The 24,030-nt window shown below is 45.9% G+C and carries 28 protein-coding genes; all 28 read left to right on the forward strand.

Annotation, left to right across the window (positions count from 1 at the left end; all coding sequences use genetic code 11):
- The first annotated feature begins 18 nt into the window (after window positions 1-18).
- The 28 genes from ACYCSE_RS19940 to rpsB all read left to right on the forward strand — a co-directional run bounded on the left by ACYCSE_RS19940 (window position 19) and on the right by rpsB (window position 23,919).
- Window positions 19-552, forward strand: a complete 534-nt coding sequence (locus ACYCSE_RS19940) for a flagellar hook capping FlgD N-terminal domain-containing protein (protein WP_254325828.1) — start codon at window positions 19-21, stop codon at window positions 550-552.
- The gene (locus tag ACYCSE_RS19945) at window positions 549-929 is read left to right on the forward strand and encodes a TIGR02530 family flagellar biosynthesis protein (RefSeq protein WP_061831868.1); all 381 of its coding nucleotides are present in this window, start codon (window positions 549-551) and stop codon (window positions 927-929) included. Before ACYCSE_RS19940 ends, ACYCSE_RS19945 begins: the two co-directional genes overlap by 4 nt.
- A 103-nt stretch (window positions 930-1,032) precedes the next feature.
- The gene (gene flgF / locus ACYCSE_RS19950; RefSeq protein WP_061831869.1) at window positions 1,033-1,842 is read left to right on the forward strand and encodes a flagellar basal-body rod protein FlgF; all 810 of its coding nucleotides are present in this window, start codon (window positions 1,033-1,035) and stop codon (window positions 1,840-1,842) included.
- A gap of 60 nt (window positions 1,843-1,902) precedes the next feature.
- Window positions 1,903-2,127, forward strand: a complete 225-nt coding sequence (locus ACYCSE_RS19955) for a flagellar FlbD family protein (protein WP_013309896.1) — start codon at window positions 1,903-1,905, stop codon at window positions 2,125-2,127.
- Window positions 2,124-2,597 carry a flagellar basal body-associated FliL family protein gene (locus ACYCSE_RS19960; RefSeq protein WP_023988194.1) on the forward strand — a complete coding sequence of 158 codons (474 nt, stop codon included), beginning with the start codon at window positions 2,124-2,126 and terminating at the stop codon, window positions 2,595-2,597. Before ACYCSE_RS19955 ends, ACYCSE_RS19960 begins: the two co-directional genes overlap by 4 nt.
- 43 nt (window positions 2,598-2,640) lie before the next feature.
- Window positions 2,641-3,639: a flagellar motor switch protein FliM gene (gene fliM / locus ACYCSE_RS19965; RefSeq protein ID WP_235308125.1), complete on the forward strand. Its 999-nt coding sequence runs from the start codon at window positions 2,641-2,643 to the stop codon at window positions 3,637-3,639.
- Window positions 3,629-4,939 (forward strand): flagellar motor switch phosphatase FliY, encoded by a 1,311-nt coding sequence (fliY, locus tag ACYCSE_RS19970; RefSeq protein ID WP_165147592.1) that lies wholly within the window; start codon window positions 3,629-3,631, stop codon window positions 4,937-4,939. The genes fliM and fliY overlap by 11 nt, the downstream gene beginning before the upstream one ends.
- A gap of 29 nt (window positions 4,940-4,968) precedes the next feature.
- Entirely contained in the window at window positions 4,969-5,334 is a 366-nt protein-coding gene (locus tag ACYCSE_RS19975; RefSeq protein ID WP_010346372.1) for a response regulator, read from the forward strand.
- A 12-nt stretch (window positions 5,335-5,346) separates the two neighbouring features.
- Window positions 5,347-5,880, forward strand: coding sequence for a flagellar biosynthetic protein FliO (locus ACYCSE_RS19980; protein WP_023988197.1), 534 nt, complete (start codon window positions 5,347-5,349; stop codon window positions 5,878-5,880).
- Window positions 5,877-6,632, forward strand: a complete 756-nt coding sequence (gene fliP, locus ACYCSE_RS19985; protein ID WP_061829456.1) for a flagellar type III secretion system pore protein FliP — start codon at window positions 5,877-5,879, stop codon at window positions 6,630-6,632. Before ACYCSE_RS19980 ends, fliP begins: the two co-directional genes overlap by 4 nt.
- Before the next feature lie 37 nt (window positions 6,633-6,669).
- Window positions 6,670-6,939, forward strand: a complete 270-nt coding sequence (fliQ, locus tag ACYCSE_RS19990) for a flagellar biosynthesis protein FliQ (protein WP_007430038.1) — start codon at window positions 6,670-6,672, stop codon at window positions 6,937-6,939.
- 10 nt (window positions 6,940-6,949) lie between these two features.
- On the forward strand, window positions 6,950-7,735 hold the full coding sequence (gene fliR, locus ACYCSE_RS19995) for a flagellar biosynthetic protein FliR (RefSeq protein ID WP_254325826.1): 786 nt from the start codon (window positions 6,950-6,952) through the stop codon (window positions 7,733-7,735).
- Window positions 7,735-8,847 (forward strand): flagellar biosynthesis protein FlhB, encoded by a 1,113-nt coding sequence (gene flhB / locus ACYCSE_RS20000; protein WP_039274693.1) that lies wholly within the window; start codon window positions 7,735-7,737, stop codon window positions 8,845-8,847. The genes fliR and flhB overlap by 1 nt, the downstream gene beginning before the upstream one ends.
- Window positions 8,848-8,870: 23 nt before the next feature.
- The gene (flhA, locus tag ACYCSE_RS20005) at window positions 8,871-10,904 is read left to right on the forward strand and encodes a flagellar biosynthesis protein FlhA (protein ID WP_016820963.1); all 2,034 of its coding nucleotides are present in this window, start codon (window positions 8,871-8,873) and stop codon (window positions 10,902-10,904) included.
- Window positions 10,901-12,343: a flagellar biosynthesis protein FlhF gene (gene flhF, locus ACYCSE_RS20010; protein ID WP_459699533.1), complete on the forward strand. Its 1,443-nt coding sequence runs from the start codon at window positions 10,901-10,903 to the stop codon at window positions 12,341-12,343. Before flhA ends, flhF begins: the two co-directional genes overlap by 4 nt.
- Window positions 12,340-13,227, forward strand: a complete 888-nt coding sequence (locus ACYCSE_RS20015; RefSeq protein ID WP_459699535.1) for a MinD/ParA family protein — start codon at window positions 12,340-12,342, stop codon at window positions 13,225-13,227. The genes flhF and ACYCSE_RS20015 overlap by 4 nt, the downstream gene beginning before the upstream one ends.
- Before the next feature lie 30 nt (window positions 13,228-13,257).
- On the forward strand, window positions 13,258-14,802 hold the full coding sequence (locus ACYCSE_RS20020; RefSeq protein ID WP_459702549.1) for a chemotaxis protein CheB: 1,545 nt from the start codon (window positions 13,258-13,260) through the stop codon (window positions 14,800-14,802).
- A 33-nt stretch (window positions 14,803-14,835) separates the two neighbouring features.
- Window positions 14,836-16,932 (forward strand): chemotaxis protein CheW, encoded by a 2,097-nt coding sequence (locus ACYCSE_RS20025; RefSeq protein WP_459699538.1) that lies wholly within the window; start codon window positions 14,836-14,838, stop codon window positions 16,930-16,932.
- 62 nt (window positions 16,933-16,994) lie between these two features.
- Complete coding sequence (locus ACYCSE_RS20030) at window positions 16,995-17,456, forward strand: chemotaxis protein CheW (RefSeq protein WP_235308130.1); 462 nt, start codon at window positions 16,995-16,997, stop codon at window positions 17,454-17,456.
- A 3-nt stretch (window positions 17,457-17,459) separates the two neighbouring features.
- A complete protein-coding gene (locus ACYCSE_RS20035) occupies window positions 17,460-18,086 on the forward strand; it encodes a chemotaxis protein CheC (RefSeq protein WP_023988204.1) in 627 nt (208 codons plus the stop codon).
- A complete protein-coding gene (locus ACYCSE_RS20040; protein WP_010346358.1) occupies window positions 18,079-18,576 on the forward strand; it encodes a chemotaxis protein CheD in 498 nt (165 codons plus the stop codon). The genes ACYCSE_RS20035 and ACYCSE_RS20040 overlap by 8 nt, the downstream gene beginning before the upstream one ends.
- 2 nt (window positions 18,577-18,578) lie before the next feature.
- A complete protein-coding gene (locus ACYCSE_RS20045; protein WP_025722357.1) occupies window positions 18,579-18,992 on the forward strand; it encodes a hypothetical protein in 414 nt (137 codons plus the stop codon).
- Window positions 18,993-19,006: 14 nt separating this feature from the next.
- Entirely contained in the window at window positions 19,007-19,795 is a 789-nt protein-coding gene (locus tag ACYCSE_RS20050; RefSeq protein ID WP_016820968.1) for a FliA/WhiG family RNA polymerase sigma factor, read from the forward strand.
- Between the two features lie 44 nt (window positions 19,796-19,839).
- Window positions 19,840-21,249, forward strand: a complete 1,410-nt coding sequence (locus tag ACYCSE_RS20055; protein ID WP_459699542.1) for a DUF342 domain-containing protein — start codon at window positions 19,840-19,842, stop codon at window positions 21,247-21,249.
- A gap of 79 nt (window positions 21,250-21,328) precedes the next feature.
- Window positions 21,329-21,649: a hypothetical protein gene (locus tag ACYCSE_RS20060; RefSeq protein ID WP_459699544.1), complete on the forward strand. Its 321-nt coding sequence runs from the start codon at window positions 21,329-21,331 to the stop codon at window positions 21,647-21,649.
- Between the two features lie 41 nt (window positions 21,650-21,690).
- Window positions 21,691-22,323, forward strand: a complete 633-nt coding sequence (locus ACYCSE_RS20065) for a hypothetical protein (protein WP_459699546.1) — start codon at window positions 21,691-21,693, stop codon at window positions 22,321-22,323.
- Window positions 22,320-22,967: an endolytic transglycosylase MltG gene (locus tag ACYCSE_RS20070; protein WP_061829445.1), complete on the forward strand. Its 648-nt coding sequence runs from the start codon at window positions 22,320-22,322 to the stop codon at window positions 22,965-22,967. The genes ACYCSE_RS20065 and ACYCSE_RS20070 overlap by 4 nt, the downstream gene beginning before the upstream one ends.
- Window positions 22,968-23,220: 253 nt before the next feature.
- Window positions 23,221-23,919: a 30S ribosomal protein S2 gene (gene rpsB, locus ACYCSE_RS20075; protein ID WP_013309916.1), complete on the forward strand. Its 699-nt coding sequence runs from the start codon at window positions 23,221-23,223 to the stop codon at window positions 23,917-23,919.
- Window positions 23,920-24,030: the final 111 nt, after the last annotated feature.

A 24,030-nucleotide genomic window follows, 5' to 3' on the forward strand; every position in this document is an offset into this window, starting at 1 on the left:
GATGGAGGTGAGAACACAATGACGACGACAGACAACAATGTATCCACCAGTAACGTCTGGCCGAATTACAATGTGAACAATGTCAAAACGGCGAGTGCCAAGGATACTAAAACGATGGGTAAAGATCAGTTTTTGAAAATTTTGATCACCCAGCTACAAAATCAGGATCCGATGCAGCCTCTGGAGGATAAAGAATTTATCGCTCAAATGGCCCAGTTTTCCTCGGTGGAACAACTGATGAACATTTCTACGCAGTTGAATGCATTGGGACAGTCTTTAGGTACGGCTTCCGGTTTGATAGGAAAAGAAGTCAGCTGGATTGAGGCAGGTAAAAAAGACTCCATTACAGGTGAAACAGGTGCGGGTACAGTGAAAACTGGAATCGTGGATTCCATCGTTATTCGTGACGGAGTGCAGTATGCCAAAATGGGAGCGGCTGAGGTGGCATTAAAAGATGTAACATCAGTGAGCCAGGCTAACACAACGACTCCCGCTACAGATACATCAGATACTTCATCTTCTTCCTCTACTGGAAGCGGTGAGAACTCATGAATGACAGGATAACGGTCGGACGCCTTTTTCCCGCCAACGTGCCCCCGGCAGCAATCTCAAAAAACCGAGTAAATTCGGTATCGAAGGATGCCAGACCGTTCGGTCAGGTGTTGCAGGATCAGGTGCTCAAGCTGAGCAACCATGCAGCCAAGCGTTTGGAGCAACGGGGAATAGAGTTGAGAAGTGACCAAATGGCGAAAATTAACTCTGCTGTGGATAAAGCAGCTGCCAAAGGCGCCAAAGAATCACTGATTTTAATGCAGGATATGGCTTTGATTGTAAGTGTACCTAATCGAACAGTTGTTACCGCGATGGATAAGAAATCCATGGAGGATAACGTATTTACGCAGATAGATAGTGCTGTAATTATTTCATAAACATGTATACGAAGTGGCTGGCCCGAATAGGAAAGCCATGAAAAAGCCGCGGATCGACTGATGCGGTCAACTAAGCAACCAATCAGAGGAGGATTTATACTCAATGTTGAGATCAATGTATTCAGGTGTATCGGGCATGAAGGGCTTTCAAACAAAGCTGGACGTTATCGGTAACAACATTGCAAACGTAAATACTACAGGCTTCAAATCCAGCCGAGTAATGTTCAAGGATATTTTGAGCCAAACGAGCTCGGGCGCAAGTGCACCAGACGGAACAACAACCGCCGGGCAGAATGCCAAGCAGGTAGGTTTGGGGGTCTCGGTTAGCTCAATTGATACACTGCATCTTCCAGGTAGTGCGATGACTACGAACAACCCAACGGATTTGCGGATTAATGGTGACGGATTTTTCTTGGTCAAAATGAATGATGCACAGGAAGTTCCTTATCTGACTCGTGCGGGTGATTTCCACATAGATGCAAACCGGAATCTGGTTACTTCCGATGGATTTTTTGTGGGAAATTTGGATGGAGATCCAATCACACTTGAAGACAATGTTACGGCAGTCTCTATCTCACAGGATGGCACGATTGTACAGCAATTAGAAGATGGTACAGTGAATAATGGCACGCAAATTGGTATAGCCAGAGTTACTAACCCGGAAGGTTTGGAGAAAATTGGAGGCAGCCTGTATCGTACAACGGTCAACTCCAACATTGATGAACTTGAGCCTGGACCAGCCAACTCAGAGGGGCGTGGAGCTATCATCGCGGGTCAGCTGGAAATGTCCAACGTTGATCTGACAGGCGAATTTACCGAAATGATCGTAGCTCAGCGCGGATTCCAAGCGAACTCGCGTATCATTACGACCTCGGATGAAGTTCTTCAGGAAGTTGTAAACTTGAAACGATAATCTCATTTAAACGCGGAGGAGTAGAGGCTCCTCCGCACCTATCAGGAGGTTGGTGTTACGATGATCCCGTTAACGCGGCTGAACGGCTCGCCTATGTGGCTTAATGCGCTGCTCATTGAGACTGTGGAGGAAACACCGGATACATACGTCACTTTGGTGACGGGTAAACGGTTGATTGTATTGGAAAAAGCGGCAGATGTCGTCTCCTTGATCAAGGGTTACAGCCGTGAAATCGGCATGCATGCCGCCACGATAAAAGTGCAACAAATGGAGGAAGACGAATGAAGAAGATGCTGCCATGGCTCATTACAATTTTACTCGCGATTACTTTGATTGCAGGCGCGGCCTTTGTACTTATACCAGCGCTTAGCGGGAAGAAGTCGGAAGTCATACCGAATGCGCAAGCTGCTCAAGCAGAACAACTTCCAAGATTGTCAGCAGATGAATTGGTGGAAGTGAGCTCTGAAATTACCGGTATCAAAACGAATTTGGCAGACGCAGATTACATTGTCCAGATGAACCTATCTTTTCAATTGAACGATGCCAAAGCAAAAGAATCTTTTGAAAAAATTAAAGACATCAGTATTAAGCCCATCGTTATTCAATTGCTTGCAGACACCAAACCTGATGAGCTCAGAACGGCTAAAGGCCGGGACCAGTTCAGTGACAAGCTGACGGATCTCATCAACAAGTCGCTCCCTGAAGGTCACCTGGGGAACGCCAAAATTACAGACTTTTTGCTGGCAGCCATTTGATTCCAGGTGAACTTGTCAGGAACACGTAAGGGGGTGAATAACATTGGTGGATGTACTGTCACAAGGGGAAATTGATGCCCTTTTAGCAGCTCTTTCGTCCGGTGAAATGGATGCGGAAGAACTTAAAAAGGAAGATACCCAAAAGAAAGTTCGCGCTTATGATTTTAAAAGAGCGCTTAGGTTTTCCAAGGATCATATACGGAGTTTGACGCGGATACACGAGAACTTTGCACGGTATCTGACCACATATTTTTCAGCGCAGCTTCGTACTTTTGTCCAAATTAATGTCGTTCAGGTGGAGCAGCTTCCTTATGATGAATTCATTCGCTCCATTCCGAAAATGACCATTCTAAACATTTTTGAAGCTGAACCGCTGGAAGGCCGTATGGTGCTTGAGGTTCACCCGAACGTTGCTTATGCCATGTTGGACAGGCTTCTCGGAGGAACAGGTTCGGCACCGTCAAAGGTTACTGCGTTGACCGAAATCGAGACGACGATCATGGAGCGAATTTTCAGCCGTACCTTTGATAGCCTGCAAGAGGCTTGGAAAACGGTACTGGACATTGAACCGCGCCTAGAGGCGATGGAAACGAATCCGCAGTTTATGCAGATTGTTTCGCCCAATGAAACGATTGCTCTGATTTCGCTTAGTACCAAAATTGGTGATACCACAGGGATGATTAACCTCTGTATCCCGCACGTGGTATTGGAACCCATTATGGCCAGACTGTCCACGCACCAGTGGTTTACATCCGAAAAGAAATCAAGGGCGCCCGAAGAGATCGACGCCTTGAGATTACGGGTCACCAAAGCAGAGCTCCCTATTATTGCGGAGTTGGGTGAATCCCGGATAAATGTAGCCGAGTTTCTGGGTCTTTCGGTCGGGGATGTCATTTCATTGAACAAACCTGTCAAAGAAGGACTATCCATCCGGGTGGGCGATAAATTGAAGTTTATGGGAAGTCCCGGCATGGTAAGAGATCGTGTTGCCGTACAAATTGATGAAATTGTCAACGAAGGAGTTGAAGAAATTGACGAGTAAAGACTATTTGTCCCAGGAGGAAATCGATGCCTTGCTGAAACAGTCTGAAGCGGGGACGGATTCTACTCCCGCAGGCAAGACCGTTGACGATTTTCTGACTCCTCTGGAGCAGGATGCTCTCGGGGAAATCGGTAATATAACGTTCGGCAGCGCAGCTACGGCTCTTTCCACACTGCTCGGTCAAAAGGTGGATATTACGACACCTAAAGTTTCAATTATTACCCGTTCTGAATTTGAAACTGCATTTCCAAAGCCACACGTAGCCGTACATGTAAATTATGTCGATGGATTCGAGGGAATTAACTCACTCGTAATCAAAAAGCGTGATGCACAAGTGATAGCGGACTTAATGCTTGGTGGTGAAGGTAATCCAGCGGATGAAGAATTGAATGAAATTCACATCAGTGCCGTGCAGGAAGCGATGAACCAGATGATGGGATCGTCGGCGACCTCTATGTCTACCATGTTTAATCGTTTTGTTAATATCTCTCCACCGGGGATTGATATTTTGGATCCTATGCACGGTGATGGAGTATCCAGTCTGCCGGATGAAGAGACGCTCATTACAGTATCCTTCCGGTTATTGATCGGGGATCTTATTGACTCAACGCTGATGCAACTATTGCCTGTTAATTTTGCTAAAAAAATGGTGAGCATCCTAATGAATGGCGGAGAGGATGAAGAACAACCGCAAGCGTCCGCACAACAGGTAGCTGCAACAGCTGCTCCCGAAGCGCCGCAACAAGCTAGCGTTCCGCAGCAACCACCTGCACCAGCCTATCAGCAGCCACCTGCAGCCGCGCAGGCGCCGCAAGACGCAGGATATGGGCAACAACCGCCAATGTATCCTCAAGACCCGGGATATGGGCAGCAGGGCGCTCCAGGCTATGGAACACCGGGTTATGGAATGCCAGCTGGTGTACCGCCGCAAGCTCCTTATGGAACGCCTCATCACTACGGCGCAGTACCGGGACGTAATGTAAATGTACAACCTGTACAATTTTCTAACTTGCAGTCCGGTGCATTTGCGCAAGTGGATGAAAACAATTTAAATTTATTGATGGACATTCCCCTTAGAGTCACCGTAGAATTAGGAAGGACCCAAAAGCAAATTAAAGATATTCTGGAGCTCTCACAAGGTTCAATTATTGAACTGGACAAGCTTGCCGGGGAGCCGGTGGACATTTTGGTTAACAACAAACTGATTGCCAAGGGCGAGGTTGTCGTAATCGACGAGAACTTTGGCGTGCGTGTAACAGATATTGTAAGCCAATGGGACCGTATTCAAAAATTACAATAAAAGCATAATTTAGGGAGGATTTATTTCAGATGGCAAACCGTATTTTGATCGTGGACGATGCTGCATTTATGAGAATGATGATTCGGGACATCCTGTCCAAAAATGGATTTGAAGTAGTAGGAGAGGCCCAGGACGGATCACAGGCCATTGAAAAATTCAAGGAGCTTCGTCCGGACCTGATTACGATGGATATCACGATGCCTGAAATGGACGGCATTGCCGCTCTGAAGGAAATCAAACAAATTGACGCGAACGCAAAGGTTATCATGTGTTCCGCGATGGGTCAGCAAGCAATGGTTATTGATGCCATTCAAGCTGGCGCAAAAGATTTTATCGTTAAGCCTTTCCAATCGGATCGGGTTATCGAAGCCATCAACAAAACACTGGGTGTGTAAGGCGCACCCAGTATGGATACACAACAGGGTGCCTCTGACGCATTGAGTACATCCAGCAATATAGGCAACATTGCCTGGGTCCTTTTCGTGCTAATCTTTATCATCGTACTGATCGTGTACTTGATACGGTTTTTGAGTAAAAGAAATCAGAGCTGGTTTAGCAACCGCTCCGTTCGCATACTGGGAGGCGTGGGACTTGGTCCCAATAAATCCCTTCAGCTTGTTGAAGTTGGTAGCAGTGTGTACCTCATTGGTGTGGGAGAAGATATCCGGCTTGTTGACAAAGTATCCGATCCTGAAGAAGTGGAGCAAATTTTGGCCGCACTGGAGCAGGAAGCTTCTCTGCAGCGCGGCCCGATTGCCCCGCTATTCGCTAAAATTGCGGATAAGCTTCGCCGGAACAACGCGGCACAGCAGCAGCCTGAAGAGGAGACATCTTTTCATGAGATGTTTGAATCCAAGCTTCGGCAAATGCCGAATCGCAAGGATAAACTTGAAAAGCTGCGCAATGAGGAGAATACTACAGATCGGTCGGGAGATTCATGAGAAAAAAGATTATACTTGCATGTTTGCTGCTTGTCTTGTTCAGCTTCATTTCGGTGACGGCGGCCTCTGCGGAACCGATTCCGAACATTGATATTCAAGTCGGCAATTCGGACAAAGGACAGCCCGGTGCCACCTCGCTGTCTATTATTTTACTTATTACTGTCATTAGTGTAGCGCCCGCGTTGCTTGTACTTATGACAAGCTTTACGCGAATTGTGATTGTGCTTGGCTTTGTGCGAACTTCGCTGGGAACCCAGCAGATGCCGCCTAATCAGGTGCTTGTCGGATTGGCTTTGTTTCTCACTTTATTCATTATGGCACCGACGTTCTCAGCTATGAATGAAACTGCACTTCAGCCTTATCTCAAGGGGGATATAACACAGTCTCAGGCGCTGGATAAGGCATCGGTACCGATCAAGACCTTTATGTTCTCTCATACACGTGAGAAGGATCTGCTACTCTTTATGAAATACACCAAGATGGAAAAACCAAAGAATTATCAGGATATTCCACTAACGGTGATGGTTCCGGCTTATGCAATCAGTGAATTGAAAACGGCATTTCAGATGGGCTTTATGGTTTTTATACCGTTTTTAGTTATTGACATTGTAGTAGCGAGTACACTCATGGCTATGGGGATGATGATGCTACCACCGGTAATGATTTCACTTCCTTTTAAAATACTACTCTTTGTACTTGTAGATGGTTGGTATTTGGTTGTCAAATCATTGCTTCTGAGTTTTAACACATGAATACTTCATGCAAGGACAGCAATCAAGGAGGACGGCAATGACTTCGGAGTTTATTATTTCCCTGGCTGGGCAAGCGGTGTACATTGTACTCAAGGTGAGCGCTCCGATGCTGATTTTGGGGCTAGTCGTGGGTTTGATTATCAGTATTTTTCAGGCGACAACCCAAATTCAGGAGCAAACACTGGCCTTTGTTCCGAAGATTGTCGCCGTATTGCTGGCATTGCTTTTGTTCGGGCCCTGGATATTGACCACATTAGTGGACTTTACGTATAACATTCTAGACAATTTGTACAAATATATAGGTTAGGCTGAATGTTATGAACATATTGTTACAGAGTTTTCCTGTTTTTTTGCTGATTTTTTGTCGGATTACCTCATTTTTTGTAGTAGCGCCTATTTTTTCAACCCGAGGGGTACCTAATATCTTTAAGGTCGGAATTTCAGGATTTCTAGCTTTGGTCGTGTATCTTACATATGGTACGCATCAACAGGTACCGACCGATGTATCGTACGTGCTGTTAGTGGGGCGTGAAGTGCTGATTGGGTTGTTATTGGGGTTTACTGCATATCTGTTCATGACAGCGATCCAAACTGCAGGTTCATTTATAGATCTACAGGTGGGCTTCGGAATGGCGAGTGTGTTTGATCCCATGACAGGGGCTTCAACGCCTTTAACAGGTAATTTTAAGTTTGCCATAGCGGTATTGTTCTTTTTAAGTATAAATGGGCACCATCATCTGCTAAATGCTATCTTATACAGCTATGATTGGGTACCGTTGACAAATGATTTTTTTGTAAAGCTGTATGGTGGCAGTGTAACTGAATTCCTGGTACGTTCTTTTGCGGAATCATTTATGCTTGCTTTTCAAATTGCTGCTCCCATTGTAGTGGCTACCTTTTTAACAGATGTGGGACTTGGTTTTTTAGCTAAAACAGCGCCACAATTCAACATTTTTGTTATTGGTGTACCTCTTAAAATTATTGTGGGACTGTTCATGTTACTGCTTCTCATGCCAAGTTTTGCTTTTATATTCGAAAGATTGTTTTCGGTGATGTTCGAATCCATGCGCAACTTGTTGGATATTATGGGTAATCGTCCTTAATGTCTGGTCTGGAGGAACGTAGTTTGTCATTTAAATATGCTATGAACCTGCAGTTGTTCTCAGGGGAAAAAACGGAAAAAGCTACACCCAAAAAGAAACAGGATGCAAGACAAAAAGGGCAGGTTGCCAAAAGCATGGAGTTGCCCGCCGCTGGTGTCTTGCTGGTTACGTTTTTTTGCCTCATGATTTTCGGCGGGTATTTTAAGGACCATGCAGTTCGACTATTTCGAGATATTTTTGTGAATCGGCTCTCTATGGAGGTAACGCCGAACACAACGCTGCTGATGATGGGCGAGTATGGCGTGCAAATCTTGATTATGCTGGCACCTATTTTTATTGGGGCTATTGTCATCGGGATAGCAGCCAATTACATGCAGATCGGCTTTTTATTAACCGGAGAGGGCATTACGCCCAAGTTTAGCAAGATTGATCCGATTAAAGGATTCAAAAATATTTTTTCCATGAGGTCATTGGTTGAATTCCTAAAATCTGTTTTAAAGATGACCGTGATTGGTTATCTGGTGTACAGCGTACTCTGGAAAACAAAGGCTGACCTACCCAAACTGGCTGAAATGTCCGGTGATCAGATGTTGAGCTTTACAGCTTCATTAACGATGGAACTGGGGCTCAAAATTGGTGTGGTGCTGTTCGTTTTAGCGGTGTTGGATTATATGTATCAACGTTATGAGCATGAGAAAAACCTGAAAATGTCCAAACAAGACATCAAGGATGAATACAAGAAAATGGAGGGTGACCCGCTGATCAAAGGGAAAATTCGCGAGCGTCAACGCCGTATGGCTATGCAGCGTATGATGCAGGAGGTTCCTAATGCAGATGTCATCATCACCAACCCTACGCACTTTGCTGTGGCTTTGAAATATGACGGTTCGGAGATGGAAGCGCCGCAGATTATTGCGAAAGGGCAAGATTACGTTGCGCTCCGAATTAAAGAAATTGCCAAGCAAAACGGCGTAATAACGATGGAAAACAAGCCGCTGGCGCGGGCGCTGTTTCAAAGAGCCGAAATCGGGGATGCGATACCAGCTGATCTGTTCCAGGCCGTTGCCGAAGTGCTGGCGTATGTATATAAATTAAAAGGTAAAGTGAAATAAAGGGATCGGAGGGCTAGAGACCCGTGAAAATAAAAGAAATAACTGTCCTTGCAGGCGTCATCGGTATCGTTCTTATGATGATTCTCCCGATCCCATCATGGCTGCTGGATATCCTACTCGTCATTAATATTTCTATTGCTTTGATGATTCTACTCGTTTCTATGAATACGAAGGAAGCTTTACAGTTTTCTATTTTCCCTTCATTGCTGCTCATTACAACGTTGTTTCGTTTGGCACTTAATATCTCTACAACCAAACTTATTTTAGGTGAGGGACATGCAGGGGAAGTAGTTGCTACGTTTGGTAGTTGGATTGCAGGAGGGCAAATTGCCGTCGGTTTTGTTGTCTTTCTCATTCTCGTGGTCGTACAGTTCATTGTTATCACCAAGGGATCTGAGCGGGTTGCTGAGGTAGGCGCACGGTTTACATTGGATGCGATGCCGGGTAAACAAATGAGTATTGATGCTGATCTGAATGCAGGTTTGATCAATGAGCAGCAAGCCCGTGAACGACGCAGTAAAATCGAACGGGAAGCTGATTTTTACGGAGCGATGGATGGTGCGAGTAAATTCGTTAAAGGTGATGCCATTGCTAGTATTATCATTTTGATCATTAACTTGGTCGGCGGCTTTATTATCGGTATGGCCGTTCAGGGAAAAGGATTTCAAGAGGCGCTGTCGACTTATTCTGTACTCACCATTGGTGACGGACTGGTCAGCCAGATTCCTGCACTGCTCATATCCACGGCGTCAGGCTTAATTGTTACACGGGCTACGTCGGATGGCAACTTGGCAGAGGATTTAACTGGACAGCTCTTTTCTTATCCAAAATTGATCTATATTGTGGCTGCCACAATTGCATTATTGGGTCTCTTCACGCCTATTCATATCATTACAACTCTTCCACTGGCGATTCTGCTGTTTTTCGCGGCTCGAAGAATGCAGGGCAATATGGAACGCAAGCAGATAGCCGATGAACAGCTGGAAGAGGAGCAACAAATTGAAGAAGTCCGTAGTCCAGAAAGTGTCATTAATCTGCTTCAGGTAGATCCAATTGAATTTGAATTTGGATACGGGTTAATTCCGCTGGCGGATACACAGCAGGGCGGGGATTTATTGGATCGGATTATTATGATCCGTCGTCAATGTGCTTTGGAGCTGGGTTTGGTTGTGCCGGTCATTCGTATTCGGGATAACATTCAGCTCAAGCCTAACGAATATGTCATTAAAATTAAAGGTAATACCGTGGGCGGCGGGGAGCTTCTGTTAAATCATTACCTGGCTATGAGTCCGGGATACGACGACGATTCTATTACAGGGATTGAAACGACAGAACCGGCCTTCGGATTACCCGCGCTCTGGATTGATGAAAACACTAAGGATGTTGCGGAACTATCGGGTTATACCGTAGTTGATCCACCTTCAGTTGTAGCTACTCATCTTACGGAGACGATCAAGAAACATGCTCATGAGTTGCTTGGCAGACAGGAAACACGGTCGCTGGTCGACAATCTCAAAGAGAATTATCCAGTGCTGGTGGACGACCTTATTCCTTCTGTGCTTGCGATTGGGGATGTACAAAAAGTATTAGCCAAGCTGTTGAAAGAAAAAATCTCCATTCGCGATATGGTGACTATTTTCGAAACGCTAGCTGACTACGGTACTTATACAAAAGATCCTGACGTGCTGACTGAATATGTCCGTCAGGCGTTGTCCCGCCAGATTACGCAGCAATTTGCCCAACAAGGGGAGACGTTACGCGTTATCACAGTGGGACCAGGATTGGAGAAGAAAATTGCTGAAAGCGTGCAACAGTCGGAGCAAGGTAGCTATTTGGCTCTTGATCCGGTGTCTACGCAAACGGTGTATCAAAGGATGATGGAGCAAATCAACCGTCTCATTCAATCTGGACAGCAGCCTATTGTGTTAACGTCACCGACAATTCGGATGTATTTGCGGCAAGTGATGGAGCGGACTATGCAGGATGTCCCGGTGCTGTCGTACAGTGAGCTGGAGCCGAACGTTGAAATTCAAAGTGTCGGGGTGGTGAACTTATGAGAGTGAAACGATATGTAGTGGATACCATGCCAGAAGCTATGCTGCAAATCAGGGGTGACTTAGGAACAGACGCCGTCATTTTAAGTACAAAGGAAATGAAGGTCGGCGGTTTCATGGGAATGTTCAGTAAAAAGAAAATCGAAGTGGTAGCTGCGGTAGAGGAAAAGCAACCTCAAAAGCCACGACGGTTTGGACCATCCTCACAAGAGCCTACCCAGGCGACTTCATCTTCAATGAATGCTCCTGAACAGCCAGAAAAATCATTTATGCCTGTGGTTCCCAGACAAGCTGCTCCAGAAGCTTATCGGCGGGTAACGCAGATGACGGGTGGTTCCAAAGAAGAACAAGCTGAATTAACGAATGATGCAGAACAGGCTGCTTCAGCAACTGAGCATTTGTTATCTAGGCCTGCTAATAATCTGGAGACTATGTCTCAAGTACTTGATCATGAAGCATTGCTTTCGAACATGAAATCATCCAGTGAACTGTTTAAACAGCCCATTGAAGTAAGTGTTCCAGAGAAGAGCGGAGCAGAGGGAAATCAGGCTCTGCTTAATGAATTGCGGGAAATGAAGGCTATGATGACTCGGTTTTCCCGAAATTCTTCATTGGAAAGTACTTGGCCGGAGCCGCTGCAAGAGATTTGTGAGCGTGTGCTGGAGCAGGAAGTAGAACGCGATTTACTGGAATATTGGCTCGAACAGGTATATGTGCGCCGGAGTGAGCATCCTTTTGCGCCTGAAACTTTTGATTGGGAACAAGCCTTTCGTGAGGAAGTGGCCAGTTTTATTCAGACAAGACTGGACAAAGGGATCTCCAAAGATACCAAAATTGTGTATGTGGCAGGTCCTACCGGAGTAGGGAAAACGACAACCATTGCCAAGTTAGCGGCAGAGCAGTTGTTTAAGCATCATCGCAAAGTTGGATTTATTACTTCTGACACGTACCGGATTTCAGCCGTCGAGCAACTGCGTACATATGCTACGATTTTGAATGTACCGCTTGAAGTTGTGCAGTCTCCCGGTGACGTCCACAGAGCCATTCAACGTCTGGAACATTGTGACCTGATCCTCATGGATACCGCAGGACGAAATTATCGTAATGAATTACTTGTTTCGGAACTGCAAAGTCTGCTTTCGCCTATTAATGAAAGTGAGACGTATCTGGTACTCAGCCTGACATCCAAAAGCAAAGATATGCTCAATATAACTGGACATTTCAGTAAGTTTGGTCTTGGTAAGGTTGTATTTACTAAGATGGACGAGACAGGTAGCTGCGGTGGAATGTTTAATCTTTTGCATCAGTTTCCGATGCAACTGGCCTATATTACCAATGGACAAAATGTTCCTGACGACCTGCTTCATCCCGATACAGAAATGGTGACAAGCATGCTGCTTGGACCCAAAGCATCATCAGGAGCTAACGGAGATTCCATATGAGTGACCAAGCCCAATCACTTAGACAAATGGCTTCTTCCTTGGATAAATATCGATTGCCCCCACGTAATCGTCAAGCCAAAATTATAACGATCACCAGTGGTAAAGGCGGGGTGGGCAAATCCAATTTTACGCTGAATTTTGCTCTGGCTCTGCAATCCCTTGGTCGAAAGGTACTTGTGTTTGATGCTGATATCGGTATGGCCAATATTGATGTATTAATGGGGACCAATTCACAATACAATCTTCTTCACCTGTTAAAACGTGAGAAATCAATTGATGAAATTATTCAAACGGGTATAGGTGGTTTGCCTTATATTGCTGGAGGATCGGGCTTGAGCGAATTGTTTACGTTATCGGATGACGATCTGAATTATTTTGCCGAAGAAGTAGAAAAAATGGCGGCAGATATGGATTACATTCTATTTGATACAGGTGCAGGTTTATCTAAAGAAAACCTTAAATTCATCACTTCAGCTGACGAATGCCTGGTCGTAACCACACCGGAACCGACGTCCTTAACAGATGCGTATGCGCTAATTAAAGTCGTCAGCGGGTTGCAAAAGAATACGGTATTCAAAATTATAGTCAATCGTGCCGATAACGATAATGAGGCCCGTCAAGTTGCCGATAAGATCGCACTGGTTGCGAGACGCTTTTTGGAGATCGAAATCCCGTTGCTTGGGCATATCAGTGATGATACTCATGTCATGCAAGCAGTCAAAAGGCAAATACCTTTTATGGTTGCTTTTCCGGGATGTGCGGCTTCAAGAGATATATTGAATCTGGCACACCATTTTGCAGCAATGCCACAGATTCCGCAATCAGGTGCATTGAATGGAATTAAAGGGTTTATGCAAAAATGGTTGCGACGTTCTGTACATTGATTTTGATGAGAGGAAACAGAGGTGTTTAACATGTGTGCTTACCGGGTGCTGGTTGTAGATGATTCGGCCTTTATGCGCAAAATTATTACAGATTTAATTGTAAGGGATGAGTCGTTCAACATCGTAGGTACAGCCGCCAATGGCAAAGAGGCTGTAGAGAAAGTGAAGGAATTGCAGCCCGATTTGGTCACCATGGATGTCGAGATGCCTGAAATGAATGGTCTTGAAGCATTGCCATTGATTATGGCAGCCCATCCGCTACCTGTTATTATGCTGTCAGGCATTAATGAACAAGGCATGAAGGAGACCATCATGGCTCTGGAGGCAGGAGCTTTCGATTTTATAAGAAAGCCTTCCATTGCTCATGCGCAAGATATCGAACAAGTGAGCAAGGCGTTGCTGGAACAGATGCGCACTGCTATGCAAGCAGTGCGGAGCCGCCTGGAGCGCAAGGAAGCTAATGAGCGCAAAGCTGCATTGGAACAAGCGAAAAAAACGCCACAGGAAAAGACTACAGGACAGGCGGTGACTGAGAAACGAGCAGGCAGTCAAACTTCGACAGACAAGCCTCCTGTTGTTCCGCTTGCTCCTTCACCTGCTGTATCAACTCAGCCGAAGCGTGATGCTGGCAAGTCCGTCCCGGCAGCAGCCAAGCAGGAAACGAAACGACAACAGTCTGGAACATCTGTTACGGCGGGGCGCATAGAACAGCCAGCTGCTCAGCCAAGCAAGTCAGTCCAAGCATCTACTGTTCAGAAGAAGGAAGACTTGTCCAAGGGGATGGGACGAACACCAGGGAAACTAAACAGTTCTAATACGGCCGCTGACAAATCGCTGCATGGTAAGGATAAAGCAGGGCTGGTTAAGCCAGAGCCCCGTAAGACGGTGAGTTCATCAGCTACTCCTATTCCAGCGGCTGCTACGCCTCTAGTAACGGCACCTACAGTTCCTGCCGCATCTAAAGGATTTTCTCTTAAAAAAGGTGTGCATACGTCCAGCTTTCGCAAACTGGTGGCGGTGGGATGTTCTACGGGCGGTCCGCGGGCGCTTAAGACGCTGTTGGAACGCATTCCTGGTGATTTTCCTGCTCCAATCGTTATCGTTCAGCATATGCCGCCAAACTTCACTCGTTCGCTGGCACAACGTTTGAACACGTTAAGTCCACTCCGAGTTGTGGAGGCTGAGCAGGGAATGACGCTGGAGACTGGAACGGCCTACATTGCCCCAGGGGGATATCAACTAAGAATTGTGCCAGGAGCCGGTGGTAAATACACTGTGTCACTGAAGATGGAGGAAGCTCGCAATGGTCACCGTCCTTCCGTAGATACGATGTTTGAATCGTTGCTCTCGTTAACCTCGTTGGAGCGGCATCTAGTATTGCTCACTGGAATGGGGAGCGATGGGGCCAAAATGATGAAAAAGCTTTATGATGCTGGGGTACAATCCACATTTGCTGAAAATGAGGAAACTTGTGTAGTGTACGGAATGCCCCGCTCAGCAGTAGAGTTAAAATGTGTGCGTCACCTTCTGCCAATGCAGGAGATCGCCCCCAAGCTTGTACAAGTTGTGAAATAATCGGAGTGTAACTCATGGAGGAGGTGTCTCACAATGGACATGAACCAATATTTAAACATGTTTATTGATGAGTCGAATGATCATCTGCAATCTCTTAACGAAAAAATGCTTCAACTGGAAAGCAATCCAACCGATCTAGGCATCGTTCAGGTGATTTTCCGTTCTGCCCATACCCTCAAAGGAATGGCTGCTACGATGGGATTTGAAGACCTAGCATCGCTAACTCACCAAATGGAAAACGTTCTTGATCTGGTACGTAACAACAAGCTGGCGATGCATGAATTTATATTCGATACCTTATTTAAAGGATTGGATGCTTTGGAGTCCATGGTGCAGCACATTACAGAGGGGGGCGACGGAAAAGCGGATGTCTCCTCTATTGTATCTTCACTACAATCCATCGTGAGTGGGGATTTCCAAAAGTCCGGCACAAAAGCTGCCACTGAGGAGTCTCCATCTAAAAAAGTGGACAAAAATGATCGTGCTGGGCTTGTCTTGGATCAGTTCCAGTATTCTGTACTGGAGCAATCTATTTCTGAAGGACATCGTGTTCACTATATACAGGTAACAATCAGCTCAGAGAGCCAGTTGAAAGCGGCACGTGCCTTTATGGTGTTCAACACGCTGGAAAACTCTGGTGAAATCGTCAAGGCCTATCCGTCGGTACAGGATATTGAGCAGGAGAAATTCGAGCAAAGCTTCTCGTTATATTACATAACGCAGAAAGAAGTTGGGGAGCTGGAAAAGGAAATCGCGGGTATCTCTGAAATTGACACTGTCTCAGTGGTACAACTAGATCAGGAATCGCTTAAACAAATGAGCGAAGTTACTGCTGGACTGGCTGAGGCTGCTGCGGTGCAGGAAGCACCTGTTGCCGTGCAACCACCTGCTCCATCCCAGCCGCAGTCTCCAGCTGCGGCCTCTGTGGCTAAGCCAGCAGCAGGAAAAGCACCAGCAGCTAAGGCAGCTGCGCCTACGCATAACCGTACGATTCGCGTAGATATTGAACGCCTGGATGTACTTATGAACTTATTTAGCGAGTTGCTCATTGACCGTGTGCGGTTAGAGCAGTTGGCAAGTGAAGCTTCCAATCCAGCACTGACAGAAACAGTAGAGCACATGAGTCGTGTGAGCAGCGATTTGCAAAACGTCGTTCTTAAATTGCGGATGGTACCAGTAGATACTGTTTTCAATCGTTTCCCGCGTATGGTGCGCGATCTGGCCAAATCGCTGGATAAAAAACTTGATTTGGTTATTACTGGAGCAGAGACTGAAATGGACCGCACTGTTATCGACGAAATTGGCGATCCTCTGGTGCATTTGCTTCGGAACTCCGTGGATCATGGCATTGAGTCGGTAGCCGACCGGATTGCAGCTGGTAAACCTGAGACAGGAACGGTTCACTTGCGTGCTTTCCATAGCGGAAATAACGTATTCATCGAGATTGAAGATGACGGAAATGGCATTAATCGCGATAAGGTACTAAACAGTGCTATTTCTAAAGGGATTTTGACGGCAGAGCAAGCAGCGGTCATGACCGACGAGGAAGCCTATCAGGTATTGTTTGCTCCGGGCTTCAGTACAGCTGCAGTCATTTCAGACGTATCAGGACGTGGTGTCGGTTTGGACGTTGTTAAATCCAAAATCACCGCTTTGGGTGGTAATGTTACGGTTCACTCTACACTGGGCCAAGGCACTAATTTCTCTGTGCAATTGCCGCTGACCCTATCCATTATTGCAGCCATGATGATACAGATCGGTTCTGAAAAATATGCGATTCCATTGTCCTCCATTGTGGAGACTGCGATCGTCAAGCGAACACAAATTCGTTCAGTACATGGCAATAAAATGATTGCTTTCCGCGATTCTCATATCCCGCTCATCTCCTTGAGTCAGCTGTTCGAGGTACCGGACTTCAATGAAGATGAAGAAGAAGAGACAGAGGTCGTGGTCATCCGCAAGGGAGACCGTCTGGCAGCTCTTTCCGTACAGGACTTTTTGGGACAAAGTGAAATTGTCCTTAAAAATCTGGGCAAATACCTTCCAAACATCCAAGGAATTTCAGGCGCCACGATTCTGGGTGACGGTCAGGTTGCTTTGATCATCGACCCGAATGTTTTCATTAAATAATGTCTTCATCAAAAATGAAAGAAATGTGAAGTTGCTGACATCAATAAGGAGGGTTTTTAGACATGGGAGAAGAAATTAAAGTTATCGTATTTAAGCTTGGTGAAGAGGAATACGGTGTTGAAGTAGAAAAAGTCCAATCTATTGAACGCATGGTGCCGATTACACGGGTTCCAAGAACCTACGATTTTGTTAAAGGCGTATTCAACATGAGAGGCGTAGTCATTCCGGTTATTGATCTTCGTGGCCGGTTTGGATTACCTGAAGCTGAATATACCGATCAAACTCGCATCATTATCGTTGCAGTGGGTGAAATGCAAGTCGGCTTTATTGTTGACTCAGCGAATGATGTTATTGACCTGAATTCTGACAATATCGAGACACCACCGGAAGTGATTGGTGGAGTTAAGGCTAAATACCTTCGCGGAGTTGCTAAGATTGGTGAAGAGCGCTTGTTGATTATGCTGAACTTGTCCGAAGTCCTGAATCGTAGCGAGATGAACCAACTGGAAGGCTTAGAGGATTAATATATGGAAAATCTTGGAAATCTTGAAGACTTCAAGTTGGATGTGTTGAAAGAAGTCGGCAACATTGGCTCGGGGAACGCTGCTACAGCGCTCTCCCGGCTTCTCAATAAGCCGGTCGATATGGGTGTGCCCAAAGTACAAATGCTGCCCTTTGAGGAAATTGCCGAGAAAGTCGGCGGCTATGAGCAACTTGTTGTTGCCATATTTTTTAGGGTAGAAGGGGAAGCCCCCGGGAATCTATTCTTCATATTGCAGCCTCAGGCGGCAAAAAGCTTACTTTCCCGTTTGGCGAATATTCCTTCAGATGATGAGGACAGTTTTAACGAAATGGAGCACTCAGCCCTGTCGGAGATCGGAAACATTTTAGCAGGCTCATATTTGTCTTCGCTGGCAGACTTTACGCGTTTATCTATGTATCCAACAGTCCCTGCGCTGGCGTTGGACATGGCAGGAGCAATTCTCAGCTATGGACTGCTGCAGTTTGGGCAGATGGGGGATGCTGCATTATTGATTGACACATCGTTTCTGGAAGGGCAGAATCAGATAGAGGGTCAATTTTTCCTGATTCCTGATCCAGAATCGTTCGGGAAAATCTTTAGGTCGTTAGGAGTCCCGATGAACGATGATTGAGGATAAAAGCATCATTAAAGTCGGTATGGCTGACTTAAATGTTACCAGTAACCCGAACTCGATTCGCACGACAGGACTCGGTTCTTGCGTCGGATTGACTCTCTACGATCCTCACTTGAAACTGGCAGGTATGGCACATGTGATGCTACCATCCTCGGATATTGCACGTGAAGGGCAACTGAATATTGCTAAATACGCCGATACGGCGCTGCCCGAGTTATTTGAGCGGATGCTGAAATTGGGTGCTGAACGACGCAGACTGATTGCCAAAATGGCAGGGGGAGCGCAGATGTTCGCCTTTGCCGGTAGTGGAGATACCATGCGCATTGGTCCACGCAATGTAGAATCATGCAAAGAGATGCTCGTAGATCTCGGTATTCCCTTGATTGCGGAGGACACAGGCGGCAATTATGGACGAACGATTGAGTTGGACTCTGAAACTGGCGTTTTGAATATTCGAAGCGTACAAAAAGGTGTAAAGGAATTATAAACATGTTATTTGGCAGCTTACGCATTAATCTTTGGTCTGGAGTAGTCGGATTTATTCTGACTTTTGTGTTGTCCGTTGGCAGCAATCTGCTGACCACGAGCTTAATTCGTGGCTTGATCGCCTTCGTTTTTTGGTTCCTACTTGCATTTGTGCTGCGCTGGACACTAGGTGTTGTAGCGCGGCCAGATCTGGGGAATGCCCAAAGCCGGGCAAGCTCTCAGGTAGATGGCGTAGGGGGGAATCTGGACCTGACGACACCAGACGAGAATGAAAACCTGAATGAATTGCTGAAACCGAAACCAGAGCAGACGGACGAAGGGAACAATGGTTTCGCGCCTTTAAACCCACCTAAGCTGGTTTCCAACAAGGACCCTGAAGAATTGGCCAAGGCCGTTCGTCACCTGACAGACAAATAAGGAGGGTGAAGCCGATGAACGAGCGTAAAGCCGCTCATTTAAACCATTCCGAACTATGGGAGCAATGGAAAGAACACGGTGACAAGGAAGCAAAGAAACAGTTAATTGAAAAGTATCTCCATATTGTGGAATATGTTTCGGGCCGCCTTGCAGTAGGCTTGCCCAAAAATGTATCCAAGGATGATCTGGCGAGTAACGGCGTTATGGGTTTGATTGACGCTTTAGAGAAATTTGACTATGAGCGTGGTTTGCAGTTTGAGACTTATGCTTCTTGGCGTGTTCGCGGAGCGATTTTGGATGGTCTTCGTCAAGGGGATTGGGTTCCTCGTTCAGTTAGGGAAAAAGCAAAAAAAATCGAGGATGCCTACCAGCATTTGGAACAAAGATATTTACGTACGGTAAGCGACGAAGAGATGAGCCATTATTTGGACGTTTCTGAAAAAGAGTTTCAAAGTATGATCCAGGAAGTCGCTGTTATGTCGATTGTCTCACTGGAGGACCCGATCCGCGAAGAGGAATCGGAAACACGGCTTTCCCTTTTGGTGGACGAGAAGGCGAAAAATCCGGATCATAAGGTCAATGAATTTACACTTCGTGATGCCCTTGCACAAGGCATTGATAAATTGACTGAAAAAGAACGTATCGTTGTTTCTTTATTGTATTACGAGGATTTGTCACTCAGCGAAATCGCTGAGGTCATGTCGCTATCTCCATCGCGAATTTCACAGTTGCATTCCAAAGCAATATTACGTCTAAGAGCGACATTGGACAAACAACGGGATTTGCTAATGCGTAAAGATTAACGTACGGGAGGTTACAGTAACAGTTAGACGGAAGGAGCACCCTTGTGGAGAAGCAATATGCTTTGGACCAGTATTTAAAAGTGGTTGTCTCACCTGACAAACAAACAGCCTACTTGGAGTTTGCCAAACGTGAAGAAGGTTTTGCCTGTTCTGTGGAAGAATTAGAGCGTTTTCTAAGCAACCAAAAAATATCCTACGGTTTAATGACCGATGCGATTCGCGTATTTGCGGCAAATCCGGAAGATCATTTCTTCGGAAAATTACTGATTGCTCAGGGAAAGCAGCCGATCCATGGCAAAGACGGAAAAATTAATCTGGCTGATATTGTGACTGGCGAAGATGCACATAAGCCACTTGAAACCGTAGATGGTCGGGTGGATTATAAAGAACTAACTCGTTTAAGAAATGTAAAACGTGGACAACTGATTGCCGAACGAGTTGATCCTGTGCCGGGTGTACCGGGGATTGCTGTAACCGGAGAGGAAATTCCTTTTCTTCCAGGAAGAGAGGCGCGTTTTAAAGTTGGAAAAAATGTAGTGATCCATCCGGAAGGTGTTGCCATGTATGCGGCTATTGACGGACTGGTGACTACGACTGAAAAGGGCAAGCTTAATGTGTTCCCCGTATATGAAGTGAACGGGGACGTCGATTATAGTGTCGGTAACATTGATTTTGTTGGAACCGTCGTCATTCGTGGGAATGTCTTGACAGGGTTTCGCGTTCGGGCGGCTGGCGACATTCGTGTCATCGGTGGTGTGGAAGGCGCTGAAATTGAGGCGGAAGGTTCAGTGGAAATCAGTGGCGGTATTATCGGATACCATAAGGGGTTCGTGAAAGCTGCACAAAATGTCAAATGCTCATTCATACAAGATGGTAACGTGATTGCGGGAGGCGATATACTTGTATCCCAGAGCATCATGCATTCCCAGATTAAAGCGAGTGTAAATGTACTCTGCGAGGGGACCAAAGGGCTTATCGTAGGTGGCAGTGTACAAGCTGGTAAAAAGGTAGTAGCTCGTACCATCGGTAATACGATGTCCACAGCTACTGTTATCGAAGTGGGTGTGCTTCCTGAACTGCGCGATGAACTGACAGAACTCCGCGCACGTTTGAAGCAGCAGACAGACAGCCAGGATAAAACGAATAAGGCCCTTACCATATTGGATCAACTTGCCGCCGCCGGACAGCTTGCACCTGAAAGAATGGCTATGCGAATCAAGCTGACATCTACTAAAAAATCTAATGAACAGGAGCTTTTGGAAACCAAGTCCAGAATGCTTGAAATTGAACGAACATTAGAGGATACGAGCCGGGCACGGGTAGAAGTGAAAAATGTGATTTACGGTGGCTCTAAAATAGTTATCGGCAGATATACAAAATTTATTAAAGATTCAGTGGAAAGAATGGCGTTTTATTATCATGAGGGAGACATCAGCATGTCCTCCTACGTGTAATTCAGCACACTGTTAATCATTCAACATTGTATTCCTTGAAAGACAGATACGGATGCCCAATCGGAAAGGGTGTGGTCCAATGAGCTTGAAGGCTGTTGAATTGCAAATTGCCGTACCTCGCACCAGTGAAGCAGGAAAATACCAAAGTGAGTCCCAGCAGCGGCCGATGAATGATCAAGCATTGCTTGGACAAAAGGCCGCGCTGGAGACAGAGAACATGCGTCAGCGAACCAGTGCCATAGATCAGTCTGCAGAAACATTCGTCGGTGAGCGGCAAACGGGAGGACAGAACAGAGATTCTTCCCAGCAGAGCCGTTCCCAATCAGATGAGACTGAGGTGCCTAAGGAGCATCCGGCAGAGCATCCGTACAAGGGACACCATATTGATTTTTCGCTCTGATCCGACAGGTGGAGAAGCGTTATTAAAGGAGACGATGGGCAGTGGATCAACCATGGATTTATATTGTTCTGCTGGGCGCTGCAGCTGTTGTCTACGCCTGGCTTCTGCCTAAGCGTCAGCCAGGCCGGGGAACAGAAGAGGCCGTCGTTCAAAAGGTCGAGGCCACATTGGAGCAGTATATGGCCGATATTGAAAACGACAATGACGAGCTGATTGAGCTCGTATCTGGTATGAAGCAGGAGCATACAGTTAAACAGGCGGCATTACAGGAACAAGTAGCTGAGCTTCGGAACCGTATCGTGGAGCTTGAGCGCCAGGCTATGTTTGCTACTGTTTCTATGCAAACCGAGCCTGTATCTAAGGAAATACAACATACAGTAACTTCTCATCAGGTAGCGGTTGCTTACGGTCAATTTCAAAGTCCGCAACCTGGAGTGTCTGCACAGGAAGGCTATTCTGATTCAGAAGCTCCTCTCGTAACTATGGAGGAGCAGACAGTATTGCAAGACCCTGAAACTGAGCAGGAAGTAGAGTCCATCCGTGATCGTTATCAAGAGTTGTTTGCGCTGCATGAGCAAGGCAAGTCGTTGGATTATATAGCCAAGCAATCAGGCATCCAGCGGGGGGAAGTACAGCTTATATTGCAACTCGCGGAGCGGGAGGATGTAACGTGATCAAAAACCGTTCATTTATGCTAGGCATGGGTACGGGCCTTATAACGGGGGCATTGCTGTTGCAACTGGCAATGATCGGTCAGGGACAATCGCAGCAATCTTCAACAGACCCAAAAAACATGACGCGAGAGCAATTAGAAAAGGCAGCTGCCGAATTAAATCTTCAGATCAGTGACAGTTCTGATCCGAAAATGACAGAAGAGGAATGGCGTAATAAGGTGATCAAGGAAGGCAACAAAACTCCGGTTGCACCCCAAAAGGCTAAACCAGCTCAAACGCCGTCAACACCAAAGGTACCTGCAAATAGCACATCCTCGGCGGCTTCTAAACCTTCGACCAGCGCATCGGTTCCACAAAGTCCGAATAAGCCGCAAACTCAAAGGTCTGGCACTACAACGACTCCCAACATCCCCAAGCAGCCTGCCACCCCACAAGTGCAGTATAGCATTGCATCGGGAAGCAATTTGAGAAGTGTGGCATCAGGATTGCAACGGGCAGGGGTTGTGTCGGATGCTAGTGCATTTGAGGCAGCAGCTAAGGCCCAAAAAATCAATACCAAAATTCGTACCGGCACCTATCAGTTTGCTAAAGGTGAGGATTTCAGTTCTATTATTACTAAAATTACGAAAAAGCCGTCCAACTGACCAGACCGGGAAGTGGACGGCTTTTATTCATGCTGACAAGTTCGATAAGAGGCGTAAAACGTCACATTTTGCGTTGTTCCAACTATTGTCGAAAAGTTGGTTGCAACGATGCAAATGTTATGGTATATTAATTGACGGTGTTAAAAACGCACGTCGGTTAATTTTATAGAGGGTGCTTTCCAATGGAAAGTCTTTATGAAAAATGATGTCGGCGGAGGACACACAAAAAACCAAACTTAGGAGGTGCGTGAAGATGGCAGTAATCTCCATGAAACAGCTTTTGGAAGCTGGGGTTCACTTTGGTCACCAAACACGTCGCTGGAACCCGAAAATGGATCGTTATATCTTCACTGAAAGAAACGGTATTTACATCATTGACTTGCAAAAGACAGTGAAAAAGGTTGAGGAAGCTTACAACTTCGTAAAAAGCATTGCAGCTGAGAATGGTACAATTCTGTTCGTAGGCACGAAGAAACAAGCACAAGATTCCGTTAAAGAAGAAGCAGCACGCGCTGGTCAATTCTACATTAACCAACGTTGGTTGGGTGGTACGCTGACTAACTTCCAAACGATTCAAAAACGTATTGACCGTTTGAAACAACTGGAAGCTTGGGAAGAAGACGGTACATTCGCAGTTCTTCCTAAAAAAGAAGTTATCATTCTTCGCAAAGAAAAAGATCGTCTTGAAAAATTCTTGGGCGGTATCAAAAACATGAAGGGCCTTCCGAGTGCTCTGTTCATCATTGATCCACGCAAAGAACGTATCGCGGTTGCTGAAGCTCGCAAATTAGGTATCCCAATCGTAGGTATCGTTGATACAAACTGCGATCCAGACGAAATCGACTATGTTATCCCAGGTAATGACGACGCAATCCGCGCTGTTAAATTGCTGACAGGTAAAATGGCTGATGCAGTTATGGAAGCAAACCAAGGCGAAGAAACTACAGCATAATATTTCCATTAGGAAATACCTATATGAATTAAATGAAAAGGGTGGTTGGCAGGTGTATAACCTCTCACTACCCTTTTTTTAAGGAATAAAGCACGGTATACCACTGAAAAT

The sequence above is a fragment of the Paenibacillus sp. SEL1 genome, from assembly GCF_054602535.1.